Origin of the sequence: Paractinoplanes rishiriensis, from assembly GCF_016862375.1 — a bacterium.
In the GTDB taxonomy this organism is placed as follows: Bacteria; Actinomycetota; Actinomycetes; order Mycobacteriales; family Micromonosporaceae; genus Actinoplanes; species Actinoplanes rishiriensis.
In genome coordinates, this window is the sequence record NZ_BOMV01000007.1 from 508,447 (window position 1) to 534,150 (window position 25,704).

The 25,704-nt window shown below is 72.4% G+C and carries 23 protein-coding genes; 8 read left to right on the plus strand and 15 right to left on the minus strand.

All coding sequences use genetic code 11. The features are described 5' to 3' along the window. Positions 1-143: 143 nt before the first annotated feature. The 5 genes from Ari01nite_RS06200 to Ari01nite_RS06220 all read right to left on the minus strand — a co-directional run bounded on the left by Ari01nite_RS06200 (position 144) and on the right by Ari01nite_RS06220 (position 5,306). On the minus strand, positions 144-1,130 hold the full coding sequence (locus Ari01nite_RS06200) for a uroporphyrinogen decarboxylase/cobalamine-independent methonine synthase family protein (RefSeq protein ID WP_203780067.1): 987 nt from the start codon (positions 1,128-1,130) through the stop codon (positions 144-146). A 41-nt stretch (positions 1,131-1,171) separates the two neighbouring features. Continuing rightward, positions 1,172-2,266, minus strand: coding sequence for a tRNA 2-thiouridine(34) synthase MnmA (gene mnmA, locus Ari01nite_RS06205; protein WP_203780068.1), 1,095 nt, complete (start codon positions 2,264-2,266; stop codon positions 1,172-1,174). A 35-nt stretch (positions 2,267-2,301) separates the two neighbouring features. After that, the gene (locus tag Ari01nite_RS06210) at positions 2,302-3,495 is read right to left on the minus strand and encodes a cysteine desulfurase family protein (RefSeq protein ID WP_203780069.1); all 1,194 of its coding nucleotides are present in this window, start codon (positions 3,493-3,495) and stop codon (positions 2,302-2,304) included. A gap of 72 nt (positions 3,496-3,567) precedes the next feature. Further along, positions 3,568-4,515, minus strand: coding sequence for an electron transfer flavoprotein subunit alpha/FixB family protein (locus tag Ari01nite_RS06215; protein ID WP_203780070.1), 948 nt, complete (start codon positions 4,513-4,515; stop codon positions 3,568-3,570). 11 nt (positions 4,516-4,526) lie between these two features. Then, entirely contained in the window at positions 4,527-5,306 is a 780-nt protein-coding gene (locus Ari01nite_RS06220) for an electron transfer flavoprotein subunit beta/FixA family protein (RefSeq protein ID WP_203780071.1), read from the minus strand. A 345-nt stretch (positions 5,307-5,651) separates the two neighbouring features. Here Ari01nite_RS06220 and Ari01nite_RS06225 point away from each other — a divergent pair, with 345 nt between their 5' ends. From Ari01nite_RS06225 to Ari01nite_RS06235, 3 genes are read left to right on the plus strand one after another with little or no spacing between them, the layout of a single operon-like run. Then, positions 5,652-6,020, plus strand: a complete 369-nt coding sequence (locus Ari01nite_RS06225; protein WP_239162502.1) for a YidH family protein — start codon at positions 5,652-5,654, stop codon at positions 6,018-6,020. Further along, positions 6,017-6,319 (plus strand): DUF202 domain-containing protein, encoded by a 303-nt coding sequence (locus Ari01nite_RS06230; RefSeq protein WP_239162503.1) that lies wholly within the window; start codon positions 6,017-6,019, stop codon positions 6,317-6,319. Before Ari01nite_RS06225 ends, Ari01nite_RS06230 begins: the two co-directional genes overlap by 4 nt. A 38-nt stretch (positions 6,320-6,357) precedes the next feature. Next, positions 6,358-6,720, plus strand: coding sequence for a PLDc N-terminal domain-containing protein (locus tag Ari01nite_RS06235; RefSeq protein WP_203780073.1), 363 nt, complete (start codon positions 6,358-6,360; stop codon positions 6,718-6,720). Positions 6,721-6,736: 16 nt separating this feature from the next. On the opposite strand, the gene Ari01nite_RS06240 is transcribed toward Ari01nite_RS06235, so the two are convergent. Genes Ari01nite_RS06240 through Ari01nite_RS06255 form a run of 4 tightly spaced genes read right to left on the minus strand, consistent with a single transcriptional unit; the run spans position 6,737 to position 11,505 of the window. Beyond that, positions 6,737-8,350: an acetolactate synthase gene (locus Ari01nite_RS06240; RefSeq protein WP_203780074.1), complete on the minus strand. Its 1,614-nt coding sequence runs from the start codon at positions 8,348-8,350 to the stop codon at positions 6,737-6,739. Between the two features lie 56 nt (positions 8,351-8,406). Next, positions 8,407-10,122 (minus strand): Hsp70 family protein, encoded by a 1,716-nt coding sequence (locus tag Ari01nite_RS06245; RefSeq protein WP_203780075.1) that lies wholly within the window; start codon positions 10,120-10,122, stop codon positions 8,407-8,409. Between the two features lie 27 nt (positions 10,123-10,149). Then, complete coding sequence (locus Ari01nite_RS06250; protein ID WP_203780076.1) at positions 10,150-10,692, minus strand: hypothetical protein; 543 nt, start codon at positions 10,690-10,692, stop codon at positions 10,150-10,152. Positions 10,693-10,731: 39 nt separating this feature from the next. After that, complete coding sequence (locus Ari01nite_RS06255; RefSeq protein ID WP_203780077.1) at positions 10,732-11,505, minus strand: enoyl-CoA hydratase/isomerase family protein; 774 nt, start codon at positions 11,503-11,505, stop codon at positions 10,732-10,734. 59 nt (positions 11,506-11,564) lie between these two features. On the opposite strand from Ari01nite_RS06255, the gene Ari01nite_RS06260 reads away from it, so the two are divergent. Both Ari01nite_RS06260 and Ari01nite_RS06265 read left to right on the plus strand, forming a co-directional pair. Then, complete coding sequence (locus Ari01nite_RS06260) at positions 11,565-12,029, plus strand: DUF6232 family protein (protein WP_203780078.1); 465 nt, start codon at positions 11,565-11,567, stop codon at positions 12,027-12,029. Between the two features lie 23 nt (positions 12,030-12,052). After that, positions 12,053-12,424 carry a DoxX family protein gene (locus Ari01nite_RS06265; protein WP_239162504.1) on the plus strand — a complete coding sequence of 124 codons (372 nt, stop codon included), beginning with the start codon at positions 12,053-12,055 and terminating at the stop codon, positions 12,422-12,424. 38 nt (positions 12,425-12,462) lie between these two features. Here Ari01nite_RS06265 and Ari01nite_RS06270 read toward each other — a convergent pair whose 3' ends face one another. From Ari01nite_RS06270 to Ari01nite_RS06280, 3 genes are all read right to left on the minus strand, one after another. After that, positions 12,463-13,359 (minus strand): ribokinase, encoded by an 897-nt coding sequence (locus Ari01nite_RS06270; protein ID WP_203780079.1) that lies wholly within the window; start codon positions 13,357-13,359, stop codon positions 12,463-12,465. A gap of 127 nt (positions 13,360-13,486) precedes the next feature. Beyond that, positions 13,487-14,308 (minus strand): ABC transporter ATP-binding protein, encoded by an 822-nt coding sequence (locus tag Ari01nite_RS06275; protein WP_239162505.1) that lies wholly within the window; start codon positions 14,306-14,308, stop codon positions 13,487-13,489. Between the two features lie 35 nt (positions 14,309-14,343). After that, entirely contained in the window at positions 14,344-15,534 is a 1,191-nt protein-coding gene (locus Ari01nite_RS06280) for an ROK family transcriptional regulator (RefSeq protein ID WP_203780080.1), read from the minus strand. 244 nt (positions 15,535-15,778) lie between these two features. Here Ari01nite_RS06280 and Ari01nite_RS06285 point away from each other — a divergent pair, with 244 nt between their 5' ends. Genes Ari01nite_RS06285 through Ari01nite_RS06295 form a run of 3 tightly spaced genes read left to right on the plus strand, consistent with a single transcriptional unit; the run spans position 15,779 to position 17,380 of the window. Continuing rightward, positions 15,779-16,213 carry a hypothetical protein gene (locus Ari01nite_RS06285; RefSeq protein ID WP_203780081.1) on the plus strand — a complete coding sequence of 145 codons (435 nt, stop codon included), beginning with the start codon at positions 15,779-15,781 and terminating at the stop codon, positions 16,211-16,213. Then, complete coding sequence (locus tag Ari01nite_RS06290; RefSeq protein WP_203780082.1) at positions 16,210-16,659, plus strand: DCC1-like thiol-disulfide oxidoreductase family protein; 450 nt, start codon at positions 16,210-16,212, stop codon at positions 16,657-16,659. Before Ari01nite_RS06285 ends, Ari01nite_RS06290 begins: the two co-directional genes overlap by 4 nt. Next, on the plus strand, positions 16,640-17,380 hold the full coding sequence (locus Ari01nite_RS06295; protein WP_203780083.1) for a TetR/AcrR family transcriptional regulator: 741 nt from the start codon (positions 16,640-16,642) through the stop codon (positions 17,378-17,380). The genes Ari01nite_RS06290 and Ari01nite_RS06295 overlap by 20 nt, the downstream gene beginning before the upstream one ends. 311 nt (positions 17,381-17,691) lie before the next feature. Here Ari01nite_RS06295 and Ari01nite_RS06300 read toward each other — a convergent pair whose 3' ends face one another. From Ari01nite_RS06300 to Ari01nite_RS06310, 3 genes are all read right to left on the minus strand, one after another. Beyond that, positions 17,692-19,905 (minus strand): heavy metal translocating P-type ATPase, encoded by a 2,214-nt coding sequence (locus Ari01nite_RS06300; protein WP_203780084.1) that lies wholly within the window; start codon positions 19,903-19,905, stop codon positions 17,692-17,694. Positions 19,906-19,935: 30 nt separating this feature from the next. Further along, positions 19,936-20,331 carry a hypothetical protein gene (locus Ari01nite_RS06305; protein WP_203780085.1) on the minus strand — a complete coding sequence of 132 codons (396 nt, stop codon included), beginning with the start codon at positions 20,329-20,331 and terminating at the stop codon, positions 19,936-19,938. Between the two features lie 206 nt (positions 20,332-20,537). Beyond that, on the minus strand, positions 20,538-25,526 hold the full coding sequence (locus Ari01nite_RS06310; protein WP_203780086.1) for an NAD-glutamate dehydrogenase: 4,989 nt from the start codon (positions 25,524-25,526) through the stop codon (positions 20,538-20,540). Positions 25,527-25,704 lie beyond the last annotated feature (178 nt).

Below are 25,704 nucleotides of genomic sequence, written 5' to 3' on the forward strand. Positions count from 1 at the left end.
GAAACCTCCGTCTCGCTCAACTTGCTAGGAGGAACGGTAGTCGCCACCCCCGACATTTTCGGCCCGCGGCAGGCCCGCCTAAAGTGGATAAATCGGACGCTTCAGCAAGCGTGTGTCCGGCGCGAAGGGAAAGACGGCGAGGGTCAGTCTTCGGACAGGCGGCGGCCGGCCTCGCGGCACGCCGACAGGACGGCTCGCACGTACGGCGCCGTGGCGCCGGCCAGGCCGCAGGCCGGGGTGACCACCACCTGGCGGGGCAAGCGTTCGATGGGGAAGCCCAACCGGTTCCAGAGGGTGCGCACCCGCTCGGCCACCTGTTTGCCGGTCACCGCCGAGCCGGTGGCCGGTGCGGCGCCGACGAACAGGCCCAAGCCAGCCTCGATCGCCTCGCCCACCGGGTCGAGGTCTTTGACCAGGGACAGGTCGAGCGCCACGGCCGCGGCGGCCGCGTCGCGCACCACCTGGAGCGGCACCGACGGGGCGCAGCTGTGCACGATCACCGGGACGCCGGCGGCCTCGACCACCGTGCGCAGGCCGCCGGCGGCGTCGACGGCCTCGACCGGGCGGTACGCGCCCAGGCCGCTCTCGGTCGGCACCCGGCCGGCCAGGACGGTCGGCAGCGACGGCTCGTCGAGTTGCAACAGGACGGTCGCGCGCGGCAGGCGTCTGCGGACCTCGTCGACGTGCCGGCGCAGGCCCTCGGCGAGCGAGCCGGTCAGGTCGCGCACCGCGCCGGGGTCGCGCAGCAGGCGGCCGCCGATCTGCAGGTCGAGCGAGGCTGCCAGGGTCCACGGGCCGGCCGACTGCACCTTGACCGGGCCGGCGAATCCGTCGGCTTGCGCGGTGAGCTGATCGAGGTCGCGTTCCAGCAGGTCGGCGGTGCGGCGCAGGTCACGGCCGGGCCGCGGGGCCATCTGCCAGCGGCCGGCGTACAGCTGCACCGGCATCTCCACCAGGAAGCCGGCGGCGCGCCCGATCAGGTCGGCTCCCGGCCCGCGGGCCGGGAGTTCCGGCAGGTGCGGCAGCTCGGGCAACTCGCCCAGGACGATGCGCTGCGCCTCGGCCACGTCGGTGCCGGGCAGCGAACCGATCCCGGTGGCCGCCCCGGCCGGCCACGGAAAGTCAGCCACGGACCAGCTCCTCAAACGCCGCGAAAGCCGGCCCGGAAAAGTCAGCCACGGACTAACTCCTCGGAGGCGTGGCCGGCGGTGATGGTGGCCGAGCCGAGCACGATGTCGCCACCCGCGTCCGGCCGGTAGGCCACGATGGCCTGGCCGGCCGCCACGCCGCGGGCCGGCTCGCGCAGGCGGGCGGTCAACCCGCCGCCCTCGACCGTGACCGCGGCGGGCACCACCTCACCGTGCGCACGCAGTTGGACGTCGCAGTCGACCGGGGTGGGGGCGCCGTGCCAGATCGCGCGGGCCGCGGTCACCGTGTCGACGGCCAGTGCCTCGCGCGGGCCCACCGTGACCGTGTTGGTCTTGGGGGTGATCGACAGCACGTAGCGCGGGCGGCCGTCGGCGGCCGGCACCCGCAGGTCGAGGCCCTTGCGCTGGCCGACCGTGTAGGCGTAGGCGCCGTTGTGGGTGCCGAGCTTTTCGCCGGTGCGGCCGTCCACGATGTCGCCGGGGGCGCTGCCCAGGTGGCGCTCCAGAAAGCCGCGGGTGTCGCCGTCGGCGATGAAGCAGATGTCGTGCGAGTCGGGCTTGTCGGCCACGGCCAGGCCCCGCGCGGTCGCCTCGGCGCGCACCTCGGCCTTGGTGGAGTCGCCGAGCGGGAACACCGCCCTCGCGAGCTGCTCGCCGGTGAGCACGGCCAGCACGTACGACTGATCCTTGGCCAGGTCGACGCTGCGCCGCAGCAGGCCGTCGGGGCCGAGGCGGGCGTGGTGGCCGGTGACCACCGCGTCGAAGCCGAGGGCCACCGCGCGGTCCAGCACCGCGGCGAACTTGATCTTTTCGTTGCAGCGCAGGCAGGGATTGGGGGTACGGCCGGCCGCGTACTCGGACACGAAGTCGTCGACCACGTCGTCGTGGAACTGGTCGGCCATGTCCCACACGTAGAACGGGATGCCGATCACGTCGGCCGCCCGGCGTGCGTCGCGGGAATCCTCCAGCGTGCAGCAGCCGCGCGCGCCGGTGCGGTAGGTCTGAGGGTTGCGCGCCAGCGCCAGGTGCACGCCGGTGACGTCGTGCCCGGCGTCGTGGGCGCGCGCCGCGGCGACGGCGGAGTCGACCCCGCCCGACATGGCCGCTAGAACTCGCATGGGAGCAAGCCTATCCGGCAGCCCTATCCGGCAGCTCAGCGCGGGGTTTTCCAGGCGGTCGCCCGGCGGGCCCGCTCGACCGCGCCGGGCAGCGCCGCGATCAGGTCGTCCACGTCGGCGGCCGTGCTGGTGTGGCCCAGCGTGAACCGTAGCGACGAGCGGGCCCGGTCGTCGTCGGCGCCCATCGCCAGCAGCACGTGGCTGGGCTGGGCCACCCCGGCCGAGCAGGCCGAGCCGGTCGAGCAGGAGAGGCCCTGCGCGTCCAGGAGCAGCAGCAGCGCGTCGCCCTCGCAGCCGGGGAAGCTGAAGTGCGCGTTGCCGGGCAGGCGGGCGGCCGGGTCACCGTTGAGGTCTGGGTCGCCGTTGAGAATGGCGTCGGGCACCGCGCGGCGGACCCGGGCCACCAGGTCGTCGCGCAGGGTGCCGACCCTGGTCGCGTACTCCTGCTGGGATTTGACGGCGATTTCGACGGCCACCGCGAAGGCCGCCACGCCCGCGGTGTCGAGGGTGCCGGACCGGACGTCGCGCTCCTGGCCGCCGCCGTGCAGCAGCGGGGTGCAGGCCACGTCGCGGCCGAGCAGCAGCGCGCCCACGCCGACCGGGCCGCCGAGCTTGTGCCCGGTCACGGTCAGCGCCGCGGCGCCGCTCGCCGCGAAGTCGACCGGTATCTGGCCGGCCGCCTGCACCGCGTCGGTGTGGAACGGGATGCCGGCGTCGGCCGCGATCCGGGCCAGCGCGGCGATCGGCTGGACGGTGCCCACCTCGTTGTTGGCCCACTGGACGCTGACCACGGCGATCTCGTCGCGGTAGCGGTCGAGGACCTCGGCCAGCCGGTCCGGCGCGACCCGCCCGGCGGCGTCGACCGGCAGCGTGCTGACCGCGGCGCCCTCGTGCGCGGCGAGCCAGTCGACCGCGTCGAGCACGGCATGGTGCTCGACCGCGGAGGCCACCACCCGGTTGCGGTTGAGCGAGGCGGACCGGCGGGCCCAGAAGATGCCCTTGACGGCGAGGTTGTCGCTCTCGGTGCCGCCGCTGGTGAAGACCACCTCGGACGGGCGGGCGCCGAGCGCCGCGGCGATCCGCTCGCGGGACTCCTCGACCAGCCGGCGGGCGTTGCGGCCGGCCGCGTGCAGGGACGACGGGTTGCCGACGTCACGGGCGGCGGCGACGTACGTCTCCAGCGCTTCCGCGAGCATCGGTGTGGTCGCTGCGTGATCCAGATAGGCCATCAATGCCCAAGCTTATGCCCTGCGCGAGACCGGACCCGACGACCGCCGGGCCCGGTCTCGCGACGCGGGGACCTACTTCCGCTTACGGATCTCCTCGGCGGCCTGCGGTACGACCTTGAACAGGTCACCCACCACGCCGTAGTCGGCCAGCTCGAAGATCGGCGCCTCGCCGTCCTTGTTCACCGCGACGATCGTCTTGGAGGTCTGCATGCCGGCCCGGTGCTGGATCGCGCCCGAGATGCCGAGCGCCACGTACAGCTGCGGGGAGACCGTCTTGCCGGTCTGACCGACCTGGAACTGGTGCGGGTAGAAGCCCGAGTCGACGGCCGCGCGGGACGCGCCGACCGCGCCGCCGAGCAGGTCGGCCAGCTCCTCCACCAGCTTGAAGTTGTCGGCGCTGCCCACACCGCGACCGCCGGAGACGACGATCGACGCCTCGGTCAGCTCGGGGCGCGAGCCCTTCTTCTCGGCCACCCGCTCGACGACCTTGGTCAGTTTGTCGGCTTCGGCGACCGACACCTGCAGCGCCGAGACCGCCGGCGACGCGGGCTGCGGCGCGGGGGTGACCGAGTTGGGACGAATCGTCACGATCGGCAGACCGCGCGTCACCTTGGACTTGACGATCGCCGAGCCGGCGAACACGACCTGGGTCGCGGTGCCGTCGGCCTCGACCGCCACCGCGTCGGTGAGCAGTCCGTTGTCCAGCTTCACGGCGAGCCGGCCGGCGATCTCCTTGCCCTCCTGGGTCGACGCCAGCAGCACGGCGGCCGGCTGCACCTGGCGTACCAGGTCGGCGACCGCGGTGGCCTTGGGCGCCACCAGGTAGTCCTCCACGTCCGCACCGGACGCGTGGTAGATCTTCTCGGCGCCGTACTCGCCCAGCCTCTCCTCGAACGAGGAAGGGCCGAACACCACCGCGCTCGGCGAGCCCAGCTGCCGGGCGATGGTCAGCATCTCGAGCGTGACCTTCTTGACGCCGGCAGCCTCCGAGGCCTCGACGACAACCAGAACTTCAGCCATGACGAAACCTCTCAGACGAACTTCTCGGTGGCGAGGTACGCGACCAGCTGCGTGCCGCCGTCGCCCTCGTCGGTGACCTTGGTGCCGCCGGAGCGCGCCGGCCGCTTCGCGAACTCGAGCACCTGGCTGGTGGCCCCGGCCGCGCCCACCTCGTCGCCGCCGACACCCAGCTCGGCCAGCGACAGCGACTGCACCGGCTTCTTCTTGGCGGCCATGATGCCCTTGAAGGAGGGGTAGCGCGGCTCGTTGATGGTGTCCCAGACGCTCACGATCGCCGGGGTGGCCGCGGTGACGACCTCGTAGCCCTCGTCGGTCTGCCGCTCGGCGGTCAGCTGGCTGCCGTCCACGGTGAGCTTGCGGGCGCCGGTGAGCGCCGCGATGCCCAGCCGCTCGGCCAGCATGTGCGGCATCACCTGGACCCGGCCGTCGGTCGACTCGGCGCCGCAGATCACCAGGTCGGCGTTCAGGGTGCCGAGCGCGGCCGCGAGCACCTTGGAGGTGGCCACCGCGCAGGAGCCGTGCAGGGCGTCGTCGGTCACGTGGACCGCCTTGTCCGGGCCCATCGACAACGCCTTGCGGATCGAGTCGGCGGCACCGGCCGGGCCCATGGTCAGCACGGTCACCTCGCCACCGTGCGCCTCTTTGATCTTCAACGCCTCCTCGATGGCGTACTCGTCCATCTCGTTGATGACGTTGTTCGCCGAGGCCCGCTCGACGGTGTTGTCAGTAGCGCTCAAGGTGCGCTCGGCACCGGAATCGGGCACCTGCTTCACCAAAACGACGATGTTCATCGCGCTCCTACGACCCTCCTGTTGGTGACACCGCGGCCGGACTGCCTGCCAATGTTACCCGCCGGTAGCTTACGCGTGACAGCCACTCAGAGTGACACACCTCACCATCATGAGTTGAGGAGGTGTCAGACATGTCTGCCCAAACCGCATCGCTTCTCGACGGACCACGCCCGCCCGCCCCTCATACTCCCCCACGCTTACACGCCGTGGCGCCAGAGATCCATGGCCGGGCCGGGCCGGATTCGCCCTGGTGCCGTTGCGGCCGTACGCGGGAATCGTGCGTCAGTGACGAAGTCCGCACGCTGTGGACGCCTCTTCTCGACCTGTCAGGTCAATAATCGGCGGGTGTGGTTCGCCCCGGAGAAGCAAGAGATCGACGGCTCCACGCCCGACTACCGGTTCTCCCTCGCCAACGAGCGCACCTTCCTGGCCTGGATCCGCACCGGCCTCGCGCTGATCGCCGGCGGGCTGGCCAGCGCGCAGTTCCTGCCGCCGATGCCGATCCGGCACCTGCGCGAGACGATCGCGATCGCGCTGCTGGTGCTCGGCGCCGTGGTGGCCCTGCGCGCGGTGGACCACTGGGCCCGCATCGAACGGGCCATGCGCCACGGCCGGGAACTGCCGGCCTCCCGCTTCCCGGCGATCCTGGCGATCATCGTGGCGGCCGGCGCGCTGCTGCTGGTGGTCGCGGTACTGATCCAGGCCAACCGGTGATTGCCGACCCGGGCGCCTCGTCCGCGCGGACCCGGCTCGCCTGGCGCCGGACCGCGCTGTCCGCCACCGTGGTGGTCCTGCTGGCCGCCCGGCCCGCGGTCGCACCCCGGGCCGGATTCCAGGACTGGCTGGTCGCGGCCCTGGCGATGACCGCCTGGGTGCTGCTGGTCGCGCTCGGCTACCACCGGGCGGCGCGGCTGCGGGCCGGTCCGGATCAGCCGGGCGGGCGCACGATCGGGGCGTACGCGCTGATCACCGTGGGCTTTGCGGCCCTCGGCGGACTGGTTGTCATGCTCTGATCGTCGCCGCTGCGCTCCGGCCGAGTCATCATTGCCTCATGGTCCGGGTGTTCATTTTTCTGGCTGCCGTGCAGCTGGTCCTCTTCGTGCTGGCGCTGATCAGCGTTCTCGCCGCCGATCGCGTCCGGAACGCGCCGCGCACAGTGTGGGTGCTGGTGATCCTTCTGGTGCCGCTGCTCGGCCCGTTCGCATACTTCCTCTGGGGTCGTCCGGTGCCGCCACCGAGCGAGGGCTCGCCGATCCGCCGGCATCGCCCGTCCTCACCGGACGACGACCCGGACTTCCTGCGCTCGATGGACACCGAGCAGTCCCGCCGCGACCGGGAGACGCTCGACAACTGGGAGCGCGAGTTCGGCACCGGTCACGGCGACGAGACCAACGAGAAGAACGAGAAACCCTAGCCCAGGCCAAAAGGGGTCAGGCGAGGGTCGAGCTGCGGGGGTAGGCGTCGGCTGGGTCGGTGAGCACATTGACCAGGTACGGCACGCCGGACTCGAACGCCCGGGCCAGGGCCGGACCGATCCCGGCCGCCTTCTCGACCGTCTCGCCGGCGCCGCCGAGCGCCCGCACCACGTCGTCGTAGCGCAGTCCCGGCTGCAGGTCGGCGGCCACGTCGTAGCCGTACATGGCGTTCATCGGGTGCTTCTCCAGGCCCCAGATGCCGTTGTTGCCGACCACCATGACCACCGGCAGCTGCTGGCGGACCAGCGACTCCACGTCCATCAGCGAGAAGCCGGCCGCGCCGTCGCCGAGCAGCACGCAGATCTGCCGGTCCGGATAGGTGACCCGGGCGCCCATCGCGTAGCCCATGCCGGTGCCGAGGCAGCCGTACGGACCGGGGTCGAGCCAGGTGCCGGGGCGGCTGGGCTCGAGGAACCGGCCCGCGTAGGACACGAAGTCGCCGCCGTCGCCGATGGTCACCGCGTCCTCGGCCAGGACCTTGCGCAGTTCCCCGTACACCCGCGCGGGTTTGATCGGATCGGTGTCGGCGGCCATCGCCTCGGCGTCGCGGGCCTTGCCGGCGTCCTCGGCGGTGCGCAGGCCGGCGATCCACTCGGCGTGGTCGGCGGCGTGCCCGGCCAGAGCCGTCAGAATCCTGCGCAGGTCGCCGCACGGCGCGACGGCCGGGGTGACGTGGGTGGCCCGCTGGCTCGGCGCGTCCACAATGTGCACCACCTGCGCCTCGCCGAACTCGCCGAAGCCCAGCCGGAAGTCGAGCGGGGTGCCGATCACGCAGACCACGTCGGCCTCGTTCAGCGCGGGCCGGCGAGCCTTGGCGAAGGCGAGCGGGTGCGCCGGCGGCAGCGCGCCGCGGCCCATGCCGTTGGTGAAGACCGGCACCTGGAGCGCCTCGGCCGCGGCCCGCAACTCATCGATCGCGTTGCCGCCCCAGACGTCCGAGCCCGCGATGATCACCGGGCGGGCCGCGCCGGCCAGCAGCGCCGCGGCCCGGGCCACCTCGTCCAGGTCGGGTTCGAGCACCGGCACGGCCGGCTCGCCGGGAGCGGCCGCCTCGCCGCTGGAGAAGACCACCTCGAGCGGCAGGTCGAGGAAGGCCGGGCCGCGGTGCGCGGTGAGCGCCGAAGTCAGCGCCGCGGTGATCTCGCCGGGGATGGCGTCGGTCTCGGCGACCGTGCCGGCGTACTTGGTGATCGGCGCGACCAGCGGCACGTGGTCGAACTCCTGCAGGCTGCCCGAGCCCCAGCGGAACTGCGGGGCCCGGCCGCCCAGCACGAGCACCGGCGAGGCGTTGAAGAACGCACTGGTCAGGCCGGAGATGCCGTTGGTCACGCCGGGGCCGGCGGTGAGCACCGCGAGGCCGGGGCGGCGCTGGAGCTTGGCGACCGCCTCGGCGGCGAAGACCGCGGACTGCTCGTGGCGTACGTCGTAGATCGGGAAGCCGGACTTGTGCGCGGCGTCGTACAGCGGAAAGACATGCCCTCCGGAAAGCGTGAACATCTCACCGACGCCGAACGCCCGGAGGGCGGCCAGCGCCAGGTCGCCGCCGTGTCCCTCGATCAGCTCTGCCATACCCGCTCCTTTGCCGGTTACCCCGGAGCGAGGTTACCGGTCGGTAGAAAGGCCCGTCAGGCGAGCCCGGCCAGTTCGAGAAGGTCCTGCCACAGGCTCTCGGCGTCGGCCGCCAGCGGGACGCCGTTCCCATACCCGTACGCCACCAGCAGCGCCGCGAGCGGCACCGCCATCATCACCAGCAGGCTCAGCATGATCTGCAGAAAGCGCAGGAAACCGCCGCGCCGGCGGGGCCTGCGCTGGGCCGGCCGAGGAGCCGCCGGGCGCGGCGCCGGAGCCGCCGGCAGCGGCCGGGTGACCGGCACCGGCCGGGACACCTGCGGCGGCGACGAGATCGGCCGGGTCTTGGCCGGCTGCATCTGGGCCGGCTGCATCTGGGCGGGCTGCATCTGGGCCGGCCGGATCGGCGAGGGCGCGGTGGGCGCACCGCCCAGAGCGGCGCGTACCGCCGCGTCGAACTGCGGTTTCGGGGTCGGGAGGGTGGCCTGCGGGTCGGGCTGCCAGTGGCCCGGGTCGGCGTGCGGCCACGGGTCGACGGCCGGCTGGAGGCCGGTGGTGCCGGGCACCCGCGGCTGCACGGGCGCCAGGTGCACGGTGGCGGTCTCGGCCCGCCCGGTCGACACCAGGCGCAGCTCGGCGGTCGGCCCGGGGGCGGCCGCGCCGGTGGTCAGCAGCGCCGCGTCGGCCAGGATGCTGCCCTCGGCCACCACCATCTCGGGCTGCTCGATCACCACCGGCGGCTCGCCCAGCTCGCGGTGCAGCAGTGTGGCCACCAGCGGGATCCGGCTCGCGCCGCCGACCAGGAACACCCCGGCCAGCCGGCCGTCGGGCAGGTCGGCCCAGTCGAGCAGGCCCTTGGTGACCCGGACCGTCTGGTCGAGCACCGGCCGCGCCAGTTTTTCCAGCTCGTCGCGGGTCAGGTGGACCTCGGTGTCGAGCAGCGGCACCACGAAGTCGGCGGACTGGGCCCGGGACAGCCGCTCCTTGGCGATCCGCACGTCGTCCCAGAGCTGGCGTTGCGCCCGGCGCTCCTCGACCGTGCCCGGCTCGAGCAGCCGCTGCCAACCGTCGGTGCGCAGGTACTCGACGATGGCCGCGTCCACGTCCAGGCCGCCGATGTCGTCCCGGCCGTCGACCGCCATCACTTCAAAACCGGAGGAGGTACGCGCGACCACGCTCGCATCGAACGTACCGGCGCCGAAGTCGTGCACCACCACGACCGAGCCGATCGGCACGTCCCGGCCGAGCACCTCGGCGAAGTAGGTGGCGGCGGCCACCGGCTCGGCGACCAGCCGGGCGCCCTCCAGCCCGGCCCGGGCCGCGGCGTCGGCGAGCAGCGTGCGCCGGGTGGCGCCCCAGGTGGCCGGGCAGGTCAGGGTGATGTCGGACGACCCCGATCCGGAGTGGCCCGGGCCGGTGTGCCCCGGTCCGGCCGCCCGGTGCCACTCCTCGGCCACCCGGGCCAGCACCGCCGACATGAGCTCGACCACCGGCACCTCGCGCTCGCCGAGCAGCACCAGGTCGTCGTCGATGCGGCGCTTGGGGTTGGGCTCGAACCGGGCCGGGTCGAGCCGGGCGCTGTGCACCGCGTCCCGGCCGACGATCAGGGCGCCGTCCGGCTCGGCGTAGACCGCCGAGGGCAGCAGCGGCGAGCCGTCCACCAGGAGCGGGCGGGCGCGGCCGTCTGGCCAGCGCGCCACCGCGACGGTGTTGGAGGTGCCGAAGTCGACGCCGAGGGCATGACGCTTCGGCCCACCGGGGTCGATGGGCATGAGGCCGAGTCTATGCGGTCGGCGCCGCTAAGCGATCTTCCAGCGCGGCCGGTGATGCCAGCCGGGCAGGCAGCGCACCTCGATGCCGTCCGCGGTCCGCCCGAACGCGCCCGGCGGCCGGCACCGCTCGCCGATCACGACCGGTTCCTGCACCTCGGGCGTCGCCGACGGTGGCAGCGGGGCCGGCGGCGGCTCGGTGATCAGCTCGGGGCTGCCCGTGACCAGCGGCGGCGACGGGTCCGGCGGGTCCGGCGGGGGCGGTGGTGGCGTGGTGGTGCGCTGGGCCGCGGGCAGGTTGCGCCGGGTGGCCGGGGTGCGGATCTCGGCGGGCGCGGAGGACCCGCCGCCGGCCGGCTGCGCCGACGACCGGGCCGGTGCCGGGCTGGTGGCCGGCGGCGCGGCGAACGGCGGCGCCACCAGATGGTCGACCGCCGCACCGCCGTCGGCGGCCGGCGACCGGCCCAGGGTGAGCCAGCCGATCAGCGCGCCGAGCAGAGCCTGTCCCACGAGCAGGGCAACCGCCACGCGCACGGTGCCACGCACCGTGCCCCTGGCGGTTACTGAATCCACGGATCGGACTTTATGGCACCTGATCGATGGATGCGAGCATCACCGCCCGGTAAATGTCGGCTTACGCTTCGCGACGAACGCGGTGGTGCCCTCGATCCGGTCGTCGGTGGCGAACAGGCCGGCGAACAGTTGCGACTCGAGCGCCAGGCCGGAGGCGAGATCCAGGTTCAGGCCGCCGTCGATGGCCTGCTTGGCGGCGCGCAGCGCGAGCGACGGCCCGGTCACGTACGGCGTGACCAGGTCGACCGCGGTGGCATAGACCTCGGCGGCCGGGGCCACCCGGTCGGCCAGGCCGATCCGCAGCGCCTCGGTGGCGTCCACCATCCGGCCCGAGAAGATCAGGTCCTTGGCCCGGGCCGGTCCGACCAGCCGGGCCAGCCGCTGGGTGCCGCCGGCGCCCGGGATGAGGCCCAGCTTGATCTCGGGCTGGCCGAGCTTGGCGTCCTCGGCCACCACCCGCCAGTCGCAGGCGAGCGCCAACTCGCAGCCGCCACCCAGGGCATATCCGGTGATCGCGGCCACCACCGGCTTGGGGATCTGGGCCACGGCGTCGAACGCGCTGGACAGCGCGCCCGCCCGGACGACCATGTCCTGGTAGCTCAGCTCGGTGAACTCGGTAATATCGGCTCCGGCCGCGAAGACCTTCTGCCCGCCGTACACGATGACGGCCTTGACCTCATCGGAGCCGGCGGCGGAATACGCGGCCTGCCGCAGCTCTTCCTGTACCTGGGTGTTGAGCGGGTTCATCGGGGGCCGGTCCAGCCTGATGGTGCCGATGCCGTCGGTGATCTCCAGCGTCACGAACTCGCCCACGAAACACGCCTCCCTGAGTGTTGGTTAAGCCAGAGCCTACGACGGGTACGGAGTAAGCAATGACCACCTTTTACCGCGACCGGGAAGTCTGGATCACGTCGGCCGGGATCCGGATGAACGACCGTGACTTCGCGCTGCCGGAACTGCGCCAGGTGTGGCACAGCCGGGGCCGCCGGTCGTGGGGCGCGATCGCCGGGCGTGGCGCGCTCGGGCTGGCCATCCTGCTGCCGATCATGGTGGGCGCGCTCGGCGTGGCGGTGGCCTTCCTGGTCGACGCGTCCCGCTCGGTCACCCTCGGGCTGATCGGCGGCGGCATCCTGGTCGGGCTGGCCGCGGCGCCGCTGGCCGACCTGCTGCTCGAGCACGTGGACCGGTCCTACGACCGGGGCAGCCGGCAGCTGGAGATCTGGGGACGGACCCGGACCGGCGACGTGCTGCTGCTGCGCACCGGGGACGCGGCCCGGTTCGGCCGGATCTACCGGGCCCTGCAGCGGGCGCTCGAACCGGCGTCGGCTACCCGCTAGTAACTACCGGTACGCTGCACCACATGGACAAGGGCGGCCGCATCGACAAGCAAGCGCTGGGTCTGGCCGGACTGCTGGCCACCACGGGCCTGCTGCACTTCGCCACGCCCGGACCGTTCGACATGATCGTGCCGCGGCAGTTGCCCGGCTCGCCGCGCACCTGGACCTACCTGAGCGGCGCCGCCGAACTCGCGGTGGCCGCCGCGGTGGCCGTACCGCGCACCCGCCGGCTCGGTGGCCTGGCCGCCGCGGCGCTGTTCGTCGCGGTCTTCCCGGCGAACGTCAAGATGGCGGTGGACTGGCGGCACGCCTCGCCGGCCAGGCGGGCGATCGCGTACGGGCGGCTGCCGCTGCAACTGCCGCTGATCGCGTGGGCCCGGCGGGTCGCGCGCTGATCTGGCGGCCCCGGCTTTCGCGCGGGCACGCCGCCGGGCTAAGTGCCGTACAGCTGCTCGATCTCGGCACGGGTGGGCAGCGCGTTCGAGGCACCGATCTGGCGGGCGCAGGCGGCGCCGGCCGCGTTCGCCCAGCGCACCGCGTCGGTCAGGTCGCGGCCCTCGCCCCAGGCCACGGCCAGCGCGCCGGTGAACGCGTCGCCGGCCGCGGTGGTGTCGGCCGCGTCCACCCGGAAGGCCGGCACATGCTCGTCCGGTCCGCCGCGCTCCGCGTAGCGGGCCCCGGCCGCGCCCAGCGTGAGCACCACCCGCGGCACCAGGGCGAGCAGCCCGGCCACGTCCGGTTCGGGGGTGCCGGTGATGGCCACCGCCTCGCTCTGGTTGACCACCAGCAGGTCGACGTTGGCCAGCAGGTCGGCCGGCAGCTCGCGGGCCGGAGCCGCGTTGAGGATCGTGCGGGTGCCGCCGGCCCGGGCCGCCCGGCAGGCCGCGGTCACCGTGCTCACCGGGATCTCCTGCTGGCAGAGCAGCACGTCACCGGCCGCGATGACGGCCTCCTCGGCCACGGTGAGGCCGGTGAACGAGTTGTTGGCGCCGGGGGCGACCACGATCGCGTTCTCGCCGGCGCGGTCCACCATGATCACCGCGACACCGGACACACCGTAGCTCGTGCGCACGTGGGTGGTGTCCACGCCGGCCGCGGCCAACCGGCTGCTGAGCGTCACGCCGAACGCGTCGGAGCCGATGGCGCCCAGGAACACCGCCACGCCGCCGGCCCGGGCCGCCGCGGTCGCCTGGTTGGCGCCCTTGCCGCCGGCCATCATCACGAAATCGTCGCCGAGCACCGTCTCGCCGGGTTGCGGCAGCCGCGGCGTGAGACCGACCAGGTCCATGTTGGCGCTGCCGGCCACCACGATCCGCGGCGCCGTGGTCATGCTGTGCCCTCCTCAGGCATGCCCTTCTGGCCCTCGCCTGCGAGGCCCCATCCAACCACGCCACCCGCCGCCCAAGAGCGGACTGAAGACTCGTCAGGTGCGGCTGGGTGCCGCTCGGTGCAGGCGGTCATGCCGCCCGGGCCGTATAACGGTCGCCCCGGCGATCGACCACCAGCGGCAGGCCGAACGTCTTGGTCAGGTTGTCGGCGGTCATCACCTCGCCGAGCAGGCCGGACGCCACGATCGAGCCCTCGCGCAGCAGCAGGCCGTGGGTGAAGCCGGGCGGGATCTCCTCGACGTGGTGGGTGACCAGCACCATGGCCGGCGAGTCGGGGTCGAGGGCCAGGTCGGTGAGCCGGGCGATCAGATCCTCACGGCCGCCCAGGTCGAGGCCGGCCGACGGCTCGTCGAGCAGCATCAGCTCGGGGTCGGTCATCAGCGCGCGGGCGATCAGGGTGCGCTTGCGCTCGCCCTCGGAGAGGGTGCCGAACTCGCGCTCGACCAGCGCGCCCATGCCCAGCTGCCCGAGCAACTGACGGGCGCGGGCCTCGTCCTGCGGGTCGTAGCTCTCGCGCCAGCGGCCGACCACCGACCAGGCCGCGGTGACCACCACGTCTAGCACCCGCTCGGACGGCGGGATGCGCTCGCCGAACTGGCCGGTGGACAGGCCGATGCGGGTGCGCAGCTCGTTGACGTCGGTGCGGCCCAGCCGCTCGCCGAGCACCCATGCGGTGCCCCGGCTCGGGTGCAGCCGGGCCGTCGCGAGATTGAGCAAGGTCGTCTTGCCGGCGCCGTTGGGGCCGAGGATCACCCACCGCTCGTCCAGCTCCACCTGCCAGGACAGGCTGCGGACCAGGAAGTTGCCACCGCGGATCACGCTGACCCGGTCGAACGCGAGAACGGTGTCGTCATCCGGCGGCGGTGGCACGGTCACGGCAGGCTCGAGCACGCGTCCATCCAACCATGTCGCGGCCCGGCCGCCGCTCACCCGGTCGTCGATCCGAAGACCTCGTCGCGGACCGCGTCCAGGGCGGTGTGCAGGGCGCCGTGCAGGACCGGCTCGGAATCGACGCCGGCCACCACGACCTTGGGTGTGACGAGGGTGATCGCGGCCACCTCGCGTTCCACCCGCTCGGCCAGCGCCGGTCCGCCGGCCAGGCTCACCTCGCCGGCCAGCACCACCAGCGGCGGGTCCAGCACCACGCAGGTGGCGGCCACGCCCAGGGCCAGCCGGCCGGCCAGCTCGTCGAGCACCTGCTCGCCGGCCTCGCCGGCGCCGGCCGCCGCGCGGATCACGTCGGACGCCTCGCTGCCCTTGAAGCCGTACTTGCGGCCGATCGCCTTGACCGCGTCGGCGCCGGCGATGCTCTGGAACGCGCCGCGGACGCCGCCCTTCTGCGGCTTCTTGGCGGAGTGCCGGGGCACCTCGGCGCCGGCCACCGGCAGGTAGCCGATCTCGCCGGCCGCGCCGGTGGCGCCCTGGTGCAGCTTGCCGCCGATGACACTGGCCAGGCCCACGCCGCGGCCGATCCAGATCAGCACGAAGTCGGTGGCGCCCATGGCCGCGCCGGTGCTCTGCTCGGCGATCGCGGCCAGGTTGACGTCGTTGCCGAAGAACACCGGGGTACTCAGGTCGCGGCGCAGGTCGTCGAGCAGGCCGCGGTGCCAGCGTGGCAGGTCGAACGCGAACGAGATCTCGCCGGACTGCGGGTCGACCAGGCCCGGGGTGCCGAGCACGACGCGGCGTACCGAGCTCATGTCGGTGCCGGCCTCGGCGGCGGCCTGGACCACCGCGTTGTGCACCACGCCGACCGGATCGTCGGTGTCCCGGGTGGACTGCTCGACCCGGCCCACGATGGCACCGGTGATGTCGGCGCAGGCGGCCACCACGCGTTCCGGGCCGACGTCGACACCGATCACGTGGGCGCTACCGGGAGTGACCGCGTACAGCTGTGCATTCGGACCGCGACCGCCGGCCTGCTCGCCGACCCGGCGCACCAGGCCGCGCTGCTCGAGCCGCTCGACCAGCTGGGAGGCGGTGACCTTGCTCAGGCCGGTCATCTCGCCGAGCTGTGCCCGAGTCAGGGGACCGCGGGCGAGCAGGAGCTCCAGCGCTGCGCGGTCGTTGAGTGCGCGCAGCAGCCGGGGCGTTCCCGGCAGGCGAGTGGCGGCCATGACTACTTCCCCTAGAAGTGTTGAAAGCTCGTTTTTGTAGCCGCAGCGTAACGGTAGGCATCGTCGCACACTGCAGCGCACGTCATCGACTCGCAGCGATCATGGCAGCTCGCCACCCGGATCGGCCAGCGTTGCGTCACCGTCGGAATACTTGGCGCTCTCGTCACATTTCTTGAACACGTTCAACAAGGTGTCCTACAGTGTAGACGAGGTAAGTTGAACACGTTCAAGGAAGGTGGTCCCGATGGATCCGAAGGTCTGGATGTACCTGCTCTACCTGGCGGTCAGCGTCGGGCTGACGGTCTGGGTGGCGACCACGCTGTCCCGCAACGGCCTGGTGTTCCTGGCCGAGGTGTTCGCCGACGAGAAGCTGGCGCGGGCCGTCAACCAGCTCCTGGTGATGGGCTTCTACCTGCTCAACCTGGGCTACGTGGCGTTCGCGATGCGGTCCGGGGCGGTGGTGACGAACACCAGCGAGGCGCTCGAGACGTTCTCCACCAAGATCGGGCTGGTCCTGCTGGTGCTCGGCGTCCTGCACTTCTGCAACGTCTACTTCCTGGGCCGCTACCGGCGCGGCCGGAACCGCCAGCAGCAGGGCGTGCCGCCGCTACCGCCGGCCGGCCGCCTGCCGATGCACCCGCCGATGCACCCGCCGGTTCCGCCGCCGGCCCGCGCATGACCGAGTACGCCGATCCGGCCGGGCACGGGGCCGGCCGGGTCGGGTCGTTCACGGTCCTGTACGACGAGGGCTGTCCGATCTGCCGGGCAGCCCGGCGCTGGCTCGCCGCGCGTACCCACCTCGTGCCTTTGATCTTTGTTCCGGCCGGATCGGTGGAGGCGCGCCGGCTCTTCCCGGGACTCGATCACGCGGCGACGCTGCGCGACCTCACGGTGATCGCGGACGACGGCACCTACTACGTCGGCGACGCGGCCTGGCTGGCCTGCCTGTGGGCGCTGGCCGAGCACCGTGCCACGGCGGACCGGCTGGCGTCGCGGCATCTGCTACCGGCGGCCCGGCGCTTCATCGCGGCGGCTGCGGCGGTGCGTGCGTCGACCCGCTCGCCCGGGCCGGACCCGGCACCCGCGGCGGACTACGGTGACCATTGTGACGACCGCTGCCGCTGAGCCGCCGGACCCGACCCCTGGGCCGGACCCCGTCGCGCCGGCTTCGGCTTCGCCGGCGCGGCGGGCTCGCGGTGAACAGACCCGGCAGCTGATCCTCGAGACGGCGCTGCGGTTGTTCCGGGAGCGGGGATACGCCGAGACGACGATGCGGGCCATCGCCAAGGAGGCCGGGGTCGCGGTCGGCAACGCGTACTACTACTTCGACTCCAAGGAACACCTGATCCAGGGGTTCTACGACCGCAACCAGGCCGCACACCGGGACGCCGCGGCCCCGATCCTGGCCGAGGAGAAGGAGTTCGCGGCCCGGCTGCGCGGGGTCCTGCACGCCGGGATCGACGTGAACGCGCCGTACCACTCGTTCGCGGCCACGTTCTTCAAGTCGGCGGCCGAGCCGTCGTCGCCGCTGAGCCCGTTCTCGCGGGAATCGTCGCCGGCCCGGGAGGCGGCGATCGGGATCTTCCGGGACGTGGTGGAGGACTCGTCGGTCAAGCTCGACCCGGAGTTGCGGGCGGCGCTGCCGGAGCTGCTCTGGCTGGGCTGGATGGGCGTGATCCTGTTCTGGGTCTACGACCACTCGCCCGAGCAGCGCCGCACCCGGCGGCTGATCGACGGCGCCGTGCCGCTGATCGACCGGCTGGTCAGCCTGTCCCGGCTGCGGGTGCTGCGGCCGGCGCTGCGCCAGATCCTCGCCCTGATCGAGTCGGTCCGGCGCGACGACTGATCACTCTGGGTAGGAACCTGTCTCCATCACCCTCCGTAACTCTCTAAAGGGTTATATCCGGTTCTAGCCTCGGATTTCCGGATCTGTCGCTTAAGTTGGCCTAGCCGAACGGCCATTTTGCCCACCGAATGCTTCCGGCGCGCCTTCGCGGGCACGTAGCGTTATGTCCGCAGGTGGGTCTGGGGATGTCGCGGGGACTCGGGCTTCGGGACCAGCCCGAGTCCCCGCGGCGCAGACGGTGAGCCGGTCGCGAGGGATTTCGGGAGCAATCCCGCGCGATCGGCTCACTTGTCTTGTGTCCCGGTCGGCTCTTACGCCTGGGTCGCGGTCATCGCGGGGCGGAAGCGGCGCAGGCGGAGACTGTTGAGGACCACGAATACCGAGCTCAGCGCCATCGCGGCACCGGCGATCATGGGATTGAGCAGGCCGGCGGCGGCCAGCGGCAGGGCGGCCACGTTGTAGGCGAACGCCCAGAACAGGTTGCCCCGGATGGTGGCCAGGGTGCGGCGGGACAGGCGTACGGCGTCCACCGCCGCGGTCAGGTCGTTGCGCACCAGCGTCAGGTCGGACGCCTGGATCGCCACGTCGGTGCCGGCGCCCATGGCCAGTCCGAGGTCGGCCTGGGCCAGGGCGGCCGCGTCGTTGACGCCGTCGCCGACCATCGCCACCGCCCGGCCGCGCGACTGGAGGTCCTTGACCACGTCGACCTTGCCGGCCGGGAGCACCCCCGCGAACACCTGGGTGATGCCCACCTCGGCCGCCACGGCCTCGGCCACCGCAGAGGCGTCGCCGGTCACCAGCATCGGTTCCAGGCCCAGGCGGCGCAGGGCGCGGACGGCGGGGGCGCTGGTCGGGCGTACGGCATCAGCAAGCGCGAGCCAGCCACGCACCTCGCCACCCACCCGCACCTCCACCCAGGTGGCGGCGGGAGCCGGCGCCGGGTCGGGCGGGTTGCCGGCGCGGATCTCGACATGCGTGCCGTCCACGTGGCCCTCGACGCCGACGCCGGCGATGGCGTGGAAACCGGTCACCGGCGGGAGGGTGCCGTGTGTGCGGGCCGCCGCGGTGATCGCCCGGCCGAGCGGGTGTTCCGAGGCCGCCTCGACCGCGCCGGCCAGCCGCAACAGACTGTCGGCTTCCTGCTCGCCGGCGCGGGGTTCTGGGGTGCTATCAGTGCCGGCGTCGGGATCGGCGGCCGGGATCACCGCGGTCAAGGTCATCCGGCCGGTGGTCACGGTGCCGGTCTTGTCGAGGACGATGGTGTCGGCCCGGCGGGTGGATTCCAGGGCCTCGACGCCGCGGATCAGGATGCCCAGCTGCGCGCCGCGGCCGGTGCCCACCAGCAGGGCGGTCGGGGTGGCCAGGCCCAGCGCGCACGGGCAGGCGATGATCAGGACGGCCACCGCGGCGGTGAAGGCGGCCGTGCCGTCGCCGCCGGTGCCCAGCCAGAAGCCCAGGGTGCCGACGGCCAGCGCGATCACGGCCGGGACGAAGACGGCGGAGATGCGGTCGGCCAGGCGCTGCACGGCGGCCTTGCCGGCCTGGGCCTCCTCGACCAGCCGGGCCATCTGGGCCAGCTGGGTGTCGGCGCCGACCCGGGTGGCGCGGACCGTGAGGCGGCCGCCGGCGTTCACGGTGGCGCCGGTCACCCGGTCGCCGGTGCGCACCTCGACCGGCACCGGCTCGCCGGTCAGCAGGCTCGTGTCCAGGGCCGAGACGCCGTCGGTGACCACGCCGTCGGTGGCCACCTTCTCGCCGGGGCGTACCAGGAAAAGGTCGCCCACCCGGAGGTCCGCCGCGGGGATCTCGTGCTCGGTGTCGCCGCGCAGCACGGTGACCGACTTGGCGCCCAGCTCGAGCAACGAGCGCAGGGCGTCGCCGGCGCGTCGCTTCGCGCGGGCCTCCAGGTAGCGGCCGGCCAGCAGGAACGTGGTCACGCCGGCGGCCGCCTCGAGGTAGATGGCGTCGCCGGCGCTGCCGGTGAACGAGAACGGGTGGGTCATCCCGGGCACGCCGGCGTCGCCGAGGAACAGCGCCCACAGCGACCAGCCGAACGCGGCCAGCGTGCCGACCGAGACCAGGGTGTCCATGGTGGCGGCGCCGTGCCGCAGGTTGACCGCGGTGGCCCGGTGGAACGGCCAGCCGCCGTAGACGACGACCGGGGCGGCGAGGACGAGCGACAACCATTGCCAGTAGGTGAACTGCCAGGACGGGACCATGGCCAGCACGATCACCGGAACGGTCAGCAGCGCCGAGATCAGCAGGCGGTCGCGCAGCGGGTCACGCCGGTCGGCCGGGGCGGCGGCCGGTGCGGGGGCCGGCTCGGCGGCGGTGTAGCCGGTCTTTTCCACCACCGCGATCAGGTCGGCGGCGCTGAGCGTCGGCGGGACGGTGGCGCGGGCCTTCTCGGTGGCGTAGTTGACCGTGGCGCGGACGCCGTCGATCCGGTTCAGCTTCTTTTCGATGCGGCTGGCACACGACGCGCACGTCATGCCGCCGATCTCCAGTTCGATGACCCGCTCCATGCCTCCACCATATACCCCTCGGGGGTACCTCTACCGCAGGCTGCCGTCCCACGTCCAGGTGGTGGGCGCCGGGCGGCCGGGCAGATCGGCGCGGCCCGTGCACCAGAGCAGGGCCGGCCAGGGCTCGGCGCCGGGCGGAGCGTCGGGAAACAGCCGGCCCAGTGCTCTTGCGCACAGGTCGGCCGGCGGAAGCCACCCGAGCCCCAGACCGGCGGCCACGTCGTGGGTGTGCACCAGCACCTCGACCACGCCCATCGCGGCGAAGCCGCTCGGATCCGAGGGGCCGTACGAATCGCCCATGTGCTCGAGAGTCTCGCGGCAGCTCCAGCCGAGGCTGCCGGCCGGCACGTCCCAGTCGCGGTCGACGGCGGGCGCGAGCAGGTCGAGGGCGAGCCGCACGGCGCGGGTCACATCGTCAGCGTTCACCCGCCGATCAAAGCCGCTCTGGTCAAGGCAACTCCTCCTCGAAGTGCCGCACCGCCGCGGCCTCGCGCCGGGCCGAGGCCACGACGCGGGCACCGCTGGGCGCGCTGCGGGCGGTGCTGCCGGAGGCACGGACGGCGATCCTGCGCGGTCAGGGGCACAACGCCGAGCGCAGTGCCCCTGACCGGGTCGCCGAGGTGATCGCGCGGTTATGGACGCGACGGTGCCGAGGACGTCTTGACCAGGGTGCGGATCTGGCGGAGCAGGACGGACAGAGCCGCCAGGTCGGCCGGGGTGTCGTCGACGTTGCCCATCGCGTTGGAGGCGCGGGCGATCGAGGCGGCGTTCACGTGTTCCCATTCGGACACGCGGTCCTCGGCCGAGTGCTCCGCGGGGGTCGACTGGAGCACCTCGATGGTGAGGGCCGCCAGCGCCGCGTACAGGTCGTAGCGCAGCGCCATCCGGGCCAGTGTCTGCCAGCGGTCGCCGCGCGGCAGCTTCGAGATGTGCGACAGCAGCTGGTCGATGCGGAACCGGGCGGACAGGACGAAGTAGACTCGCGCCACCTCGGCCGGGTCACGGCCGGTGGCGGAGCCCGCGGTCAGCACGTCGAGCAGGCCGAAGCCGTAGTTGACCCAGGTCACCCGCTCGGCCAGGGCCATCGGCACGCCCTTGTCGACCAGGGTGGCCACGTGCTCGTCCATCGACCGGCGTTCGATGCCGACCAGCACCGACGGCAGCTGCGGCAGCAGGGCCTGCACGCCGGGGGCCAGCTCGGCCACGGCGCCGGACACGTCGATCGGCGAGCGGCGGGTGCTGACCAGCCAGCGCACCGCCCGGTCGAGCAGGCGCCGCCCCTCGAGGAAGACCAGCGTCTGCGCGGCGGTCGGCACCTGGTTGTCGAGCGCCTCGGCGGCCGCCCAGATCTCGGGCAGGCCGTACGCGTCGCGGATCACCACGTAGGCCCGGATCACGTCGGCCGCGGACGCGCCGCTCTCCTCCATGGCGCGGAAGACGAACGACGTGCCGCCGCGGTTGACCACCTCGTTGACCAGGGCGGTCGAGATGATCTCGCGACGCAGGCGGTGGCCGGCCATCCCGGCCGCGAACCGCTCGCGCAGCGGCGTCGGGAAGTAGCGGGACAGCACGCCGGTGGTCCAGGACTCGTCGACCAGCTCGTCGGCGAGCACCTCCCGCTCCAGACTGATTTTCACGTACGCGAGCAGCACCGCGAACTCGGGTGCGGTGAGCCCCTCCCCGGCCTCATAGCGGGAGGCCAGCTCGGCGTCCGTGGGCAGGGCCTCCAGCTCGCGGTTGAGCTGGCCGCTCTCCTCGAGCGCGGTGAGCATGCGGCGGTGCACCGGCAGCAGCGAGTGCGCCTGCGAGCGGGCGTTGCTCAGTGCCGCGGCCTGCTCGTAGTTGTCCCGCAGGACCAGGGCCGCCACCTCGTCGGTCATCGCGGCCAGCAACTCGTCGCGTTCGGGAATGGTCATCTCGCCGGCGGCGACCGCGCCGCCCAGCAGGATCTTGATGTTGACCTCGTGGTCGGAGCAGTCCACGCCGGCCGTGTTGTCGATGAAGTCCGTGTAGATCCGGCCGCCGGTGCGGGCGAACTCGATCCGGCCGCGCTGGGTGAGCCCCAGGTTGCCGCCCTCGCCGACCACCTTGACCCGCAGCTGCGACCCGTTGATCCGGATCGCGTCGTTGGTCTTGTCGCCGACGTCGGCGTGCGACTCGGTGACCGCCTTGACGTAGGTGCCGATGCCGCCGTTGAACAGCAGGTCGACCGGCGCGCGCAGGATGGCCCGCATCAGGTCGGCCGGGCTGACCGCGCTGGCCTCGCCCAGGTCGAGCGCGGCCCGGACCTGCGGGGTCACCGGGATCGACTTGGCCGTCCGCGGGAAGACGCCGCCGCCCGCGCTGATCAGGTCGGGGTTGTAGTCGGCCCAGGACGAGCGGGGCAGGTCGAACAGGCGGCGGCGCTCGGCGTACGAGACGGCCGCGTCCGGGTCGGGGTCGAGGAAGATGTGCCGGTGGTCGAACGCGGCGACCAGCCGGATGTGCTCGGACAGCAGCATGCCGTTGCCGAAGACGTCGCCGCTCATGTCGCCGACGCCGACCACGGTGAAGTCCTCGGTCTGGGTGTCCAGCCCGAAATCACGGCCGCGCTCGTCTGTTCCGCTCGCAAGCTCGCGGAAGTGCTTCTTGACCGACTCCCAGGCGCCGCGGGCGGTGATGCCCATCTTCTTGTGGTCGTAGCCGGCCGAGCCGCCGCTGGCGAACGCGTCGCCGAGCCAGAACTCCTTGCCCACCGAGATCTCGTTGGCGATGTCGGAGAACGTCGCGGTGCCCTTGTCGGCGGCGACCACCAGGTAGGGGTCGTCGCCATCGTGCCGGACCACGTCCCGGGGCGGGATGATCTTGCCGCTGTGGATGTTGTCGGTGACGTCCAGCAGCGCGGTGATGAAGCGCTTGTAGCACTCCACGGCCTCGTCCCGGTCGCCCGGTTTCTGCTTGAGCACGAAGCCGCCCTTGGCACCCACCGGCACGATCACGGCGTTCTTGACCATCTGGGCCTTGACCAGGCCGAGCACCTCGGTGCGGAAGTCCTCCCGGCGGTCCGACCAGCGCAGGCCGCCGCGGGCCACGGCGCCGAACCGCAGGTGCACGCCCTCGAACCGGGGCGAGTACACGAAGATCTCGTATTTCGGCCTCGGCTGCGGCAGGTCGGGAATGGCCTGCGGGTCGAGCTTGAAGGCCACGTAGGACTTCGGCCGGCCGTCCGGGCCGCGCTGGAAGAAGCTGGTGCGCAGGGTGGCCTGCACGAGGGTGAGGTACGAGCGCAGGATGCGGTCCTGGTCGAGGCTGTCCACGCCGTCCAGCAGTCCGGTGATCCGGTCGACCAGGTCACCGGCGAGCCGGGTGCGTTCGCCCTCGCCGGCCTCGAGCCGCGGCGAGAACCGCGTCTCGAACAGCGTCACCATCAGCCGCGCGATCTCCGGATAGGCGATGAAGGTCGACTCGAGGTAACGCTGGGAGAAGACACTGCCGGCTTGGCGCAGATATTTCGCGTACGCCCGGAGCACGACCACCTGGCGCCAGGTGAGCCCGGCCCGCAACACCAGCTCGTTGAAGCCGTCCACCTCGGCCTCGCCGCGCCAGGCCGCCGCGAAGGCGTTCTCCACCTGCGGGCGCACCTCGGCCAGCTCGCGGTGCGCGGCCGGCGGCTGGAGGCCGAAGTCGTACAGGTAGATCGTGCCGTCGTTGCGGCGGATCTCGTACGGCCGCTCGTCGACGACCTGGACACCGAGCGAGTGCAGCACCGGCAGCACGGCGGAGAGCATCATCGGCTCGCCGTACCGGTAAACCTTGAACCGCACGTCGTGGTCGTCGGGCTCCGGCCGGCCGCTCTTGCCCGGGTGGCGCTTGCGGTACAGGTGCATCTCGAGCTGGCCCTCCTCCTCGAGCAGCTCGAGCTTGGCCAGGTCCTGCATGCCCTCGTACGGCGTGTGGCCGTCCTTGTAGCTGTCCGGGTACGCGTTGGCGTACCGGCCGAAGAGGTCGCGGGCCGGCTCCTCGCCCAGCTTGCGCTCCAGCACCAGGGAGAAGTCGTCGTCCCACATCCGGGTCGCGTCGGCCAGCAGCTCGGCGAGGTGGTTGGGTTCGACCGGGCCGGGCGGGTCGCCGGGATCGGTACGGACGATGAAGTGCACCCGGGCCAGCATGCGTTCGGTCACCCGGGTGGTGTAGTCGACCCCGATGCCGTTCAGCTCGCGGAGCAGGATCTCCTGCATGCGGAGCCGGTTGCCGGTGGTGAACCGGTCGCGCGGCAGGTAGATCAGGCAGCTGATGAACCGGCCGTAGCCGTCGCGCCGCAGGAACAGCCGCAGTTGCCGGCGCCCGGCCATCCGCAGGACGCCGATCACCGCCTCGTACAGGTCATCGGTCTTGATCTGGAAAAGCTCGTCGCGCGGGTAGGTCTCGAGGATCTGGAGCAGGTCCTTGCCGGAGTGGCCGCGCGGTGACAGACCCGAGCGGTCCAGCACCTCGGTGACCTTGCGCTTGACCACCGGCAGCTCGCGGACGCTGGTGCGGTAGGCCGAGCTGGAGAACAGGCCGAGGAAGCGGCGCTCGCCGACCACGTTGCCGTCGTCGTCGAAGGACTTGACGCCGATGTAGTCGAGGTACGCCGAACGGTGCACGGTGGCCCGCGAGTTGGCCTTGGTGATCACCAGCAGCCGTTTCTCGAGGGCGCGCTGGTAGGCCTCGGGGGTCATGGTGGCGAGCTGGCGGGGCCTGGAGTCGCCGCGCAGGATGCCGAGACCGGTGCCGGGGACGGCCATCAGCACGTCGTTGTCGAGCCGGTACTCGCGGTAGCCCAGGAACGTGAAGTGGTCGTGGGCCAGCCACTTGAGCAGCTCGATCGAGTCGGTGAGGTCTTTGTCGGGCACCGGCAGCGGTGTCTTGGAGCCGCGACCGGCGGCCAGTTCGTCGGCGATCACCAGGGCCCGCTGGCGCATCCGCGGCCAGTCCTCGACCGCGTCCCGCACGTCGGTCAGCACCCGGCGGACCTCGTTGTGCAGCTGCTCGCGGGCGTCGTCGCGGCGGATCGGGTCGATCTCGATCCGGATCCAGCTCTCCACCAGGTCGCCGTCGATCGCGTCGTCCGGCTCGACGTCGGCGGCCAGCTCGGCCATCGCGCCCAGCGGCTCGCGGCGTACCACGATCAGCGGGTGCACCAGCAGGTGCACCTGGAGCTGATGCGCGGTGAGCAGCGCAATCACGGAGTCGACCAGGAACGGCATGTCATCGGTGACGATCTGCACCACGGTGTGGCACTGGGTGCCGACCGGCGGCGTGATGGCCAGCTTGAGCTCGCCGGGCAGCCGGACCGCGGCCAGCTCCCGGTGGGCGACCGCTGCGTCATGCATCTCCGATGCGGAAAGACCGACCAGTTCCTCATCGGGGGCGAACCGCCAGAAGCGGCCCACCAGCGACGCGGTGGCGTGGTCGTCGCCGGCCACCTCGACGGCCTGCGCCACCAGGCGCTCGCCGTTGGGCAGAGGCTCGTCGAGTTCGCCGTCCTCCCCCGAGGCACCCAGCCGGCCGGTCAAGGCCAGCCCTGGTCCCTGGGGTAAGTCCAGCTCAGGATCGGTGTTCGGATCGGTTTCCGTCGCTGCCTCATCGGCGACAGCCATGGCCTGGAGCTCCCCTCACCCACCACACTGTGGGTTGAACGTGTCGCGCCTAAGCCTAGTTCGGCCCGGCAGCCGCCGGTTCACACCCGTGGTGGGATCGGGCCGATCGCGAGGAATTTGATACTTGTCACCTCACCCGGGTCCACAACACGGGCACATCTTTATTACCGTTCCGTAG

Coding starts and splice junctions, on each gene's coding strand:
- Ari01nite_RS06215 (WP_203780070.1), bottom strand. CDS start 4,515: ATGGCTGAAGTTCTGGTTGTCGTCGAGGCCTCGGAGGCTGCCGGCGTC.
- Ari01nite_RS06300 (WP_203780084.1), bottom strand. CDS start 19,905: ATGGAGCGGGTCATCGAACTGGAGATCGGCGGCATGACGTGCGCGTCG.
- Ari01nite_RS06245 (WP_203780075.1), bottom strand. CDS start 10,122: ATGCCCATCGACCCCGGTGGGCCGAAGCGTCATGCCCTCGGCGTCGAC.
- Ari01nite_RS06240 (WP_203780074.1), bottom strand. CDS start 8,350: ATGGCAGAGCTGATCGAGGGACACGGCGGCGACCTGGCGCTGGCCGCC.
- Ari01nite_RS06290 (WP_203780082.1), top strand. CDS start 16,210: ATGACCGAGTACGCCGATCCGGCCGGGCACGGGGCCGGCCGGGTCGGG.
- Ari01nite_RS06235 (WP_203780073.1), top strand. CDS start 6,358: ATGGTCCGGGTGTTCATTTTTCTGGCTGCCGTGCAGCTGGTCCTCTTC.
- Ari01nite_RS06210 (WP_203780069.1), bottom strand. CDS start 3,495: ATGGCCTATCTGGATCACGCAGCGACCACACCGATGCTCGCGGAAGCG.
- mnmA (WP_203780068.1), bottom strand. CDS start 2,266: ATGCGAGTTCTAGCGGCCATGTCGGGCGGGGTCGACTCCGCCGTCGCC.
- Ari01nite_RS06280 (WP_203780080.1), bottom strand. CDS start 15,534: ATGGCCGCCACTCGCCTGCCGGGAACGCCCCGGCTGCTGCGCGCACTC.
- Ari01nite_RS06220 (WP_203780071.1), bottom strand. CDS start 5,306: ATGAACATCGTCGTTTTGGTGAAGCAGGTGCCCGATTCCGGTGCCGAG.
- Ari01nite_RS06270 (WP_203780079.1), bottom strand. CDS start 13,359: ATGACCACGGCGCCGCGGATCGTGGTGGCCGGCAGCGCCAACATGGAC.
- Ari01nite_RS06265 (WP_239162504.1), top strand. CDS start 12,053: ATGGACAAGGGCGGCCGCATCGACAAGCAAGCGCTGGGTCTGGCCGGA.
- Ari01nite_RS06310 (WP_203780086.1), bottom strand. CDS start 25,526: ATGGCTGTCGCCGATGAGGCAGCGACGGAAACCGATCCGAACACCGAT.
- Ari01nite_RS06285 (WP_203780081.1), top strand. CDS start 15,779: ATGGATCCGAAGGTCTGGATGTACCTGCTCTACCTGGCGGTCAGCGTC.
- Ari01nite_RS06260 (WP_203780078.1), top strand. CDS start 11,565: ATGACCACCTTTTACCGCGACCGGGAAGTCTGGATCACGTCGGCCGGG.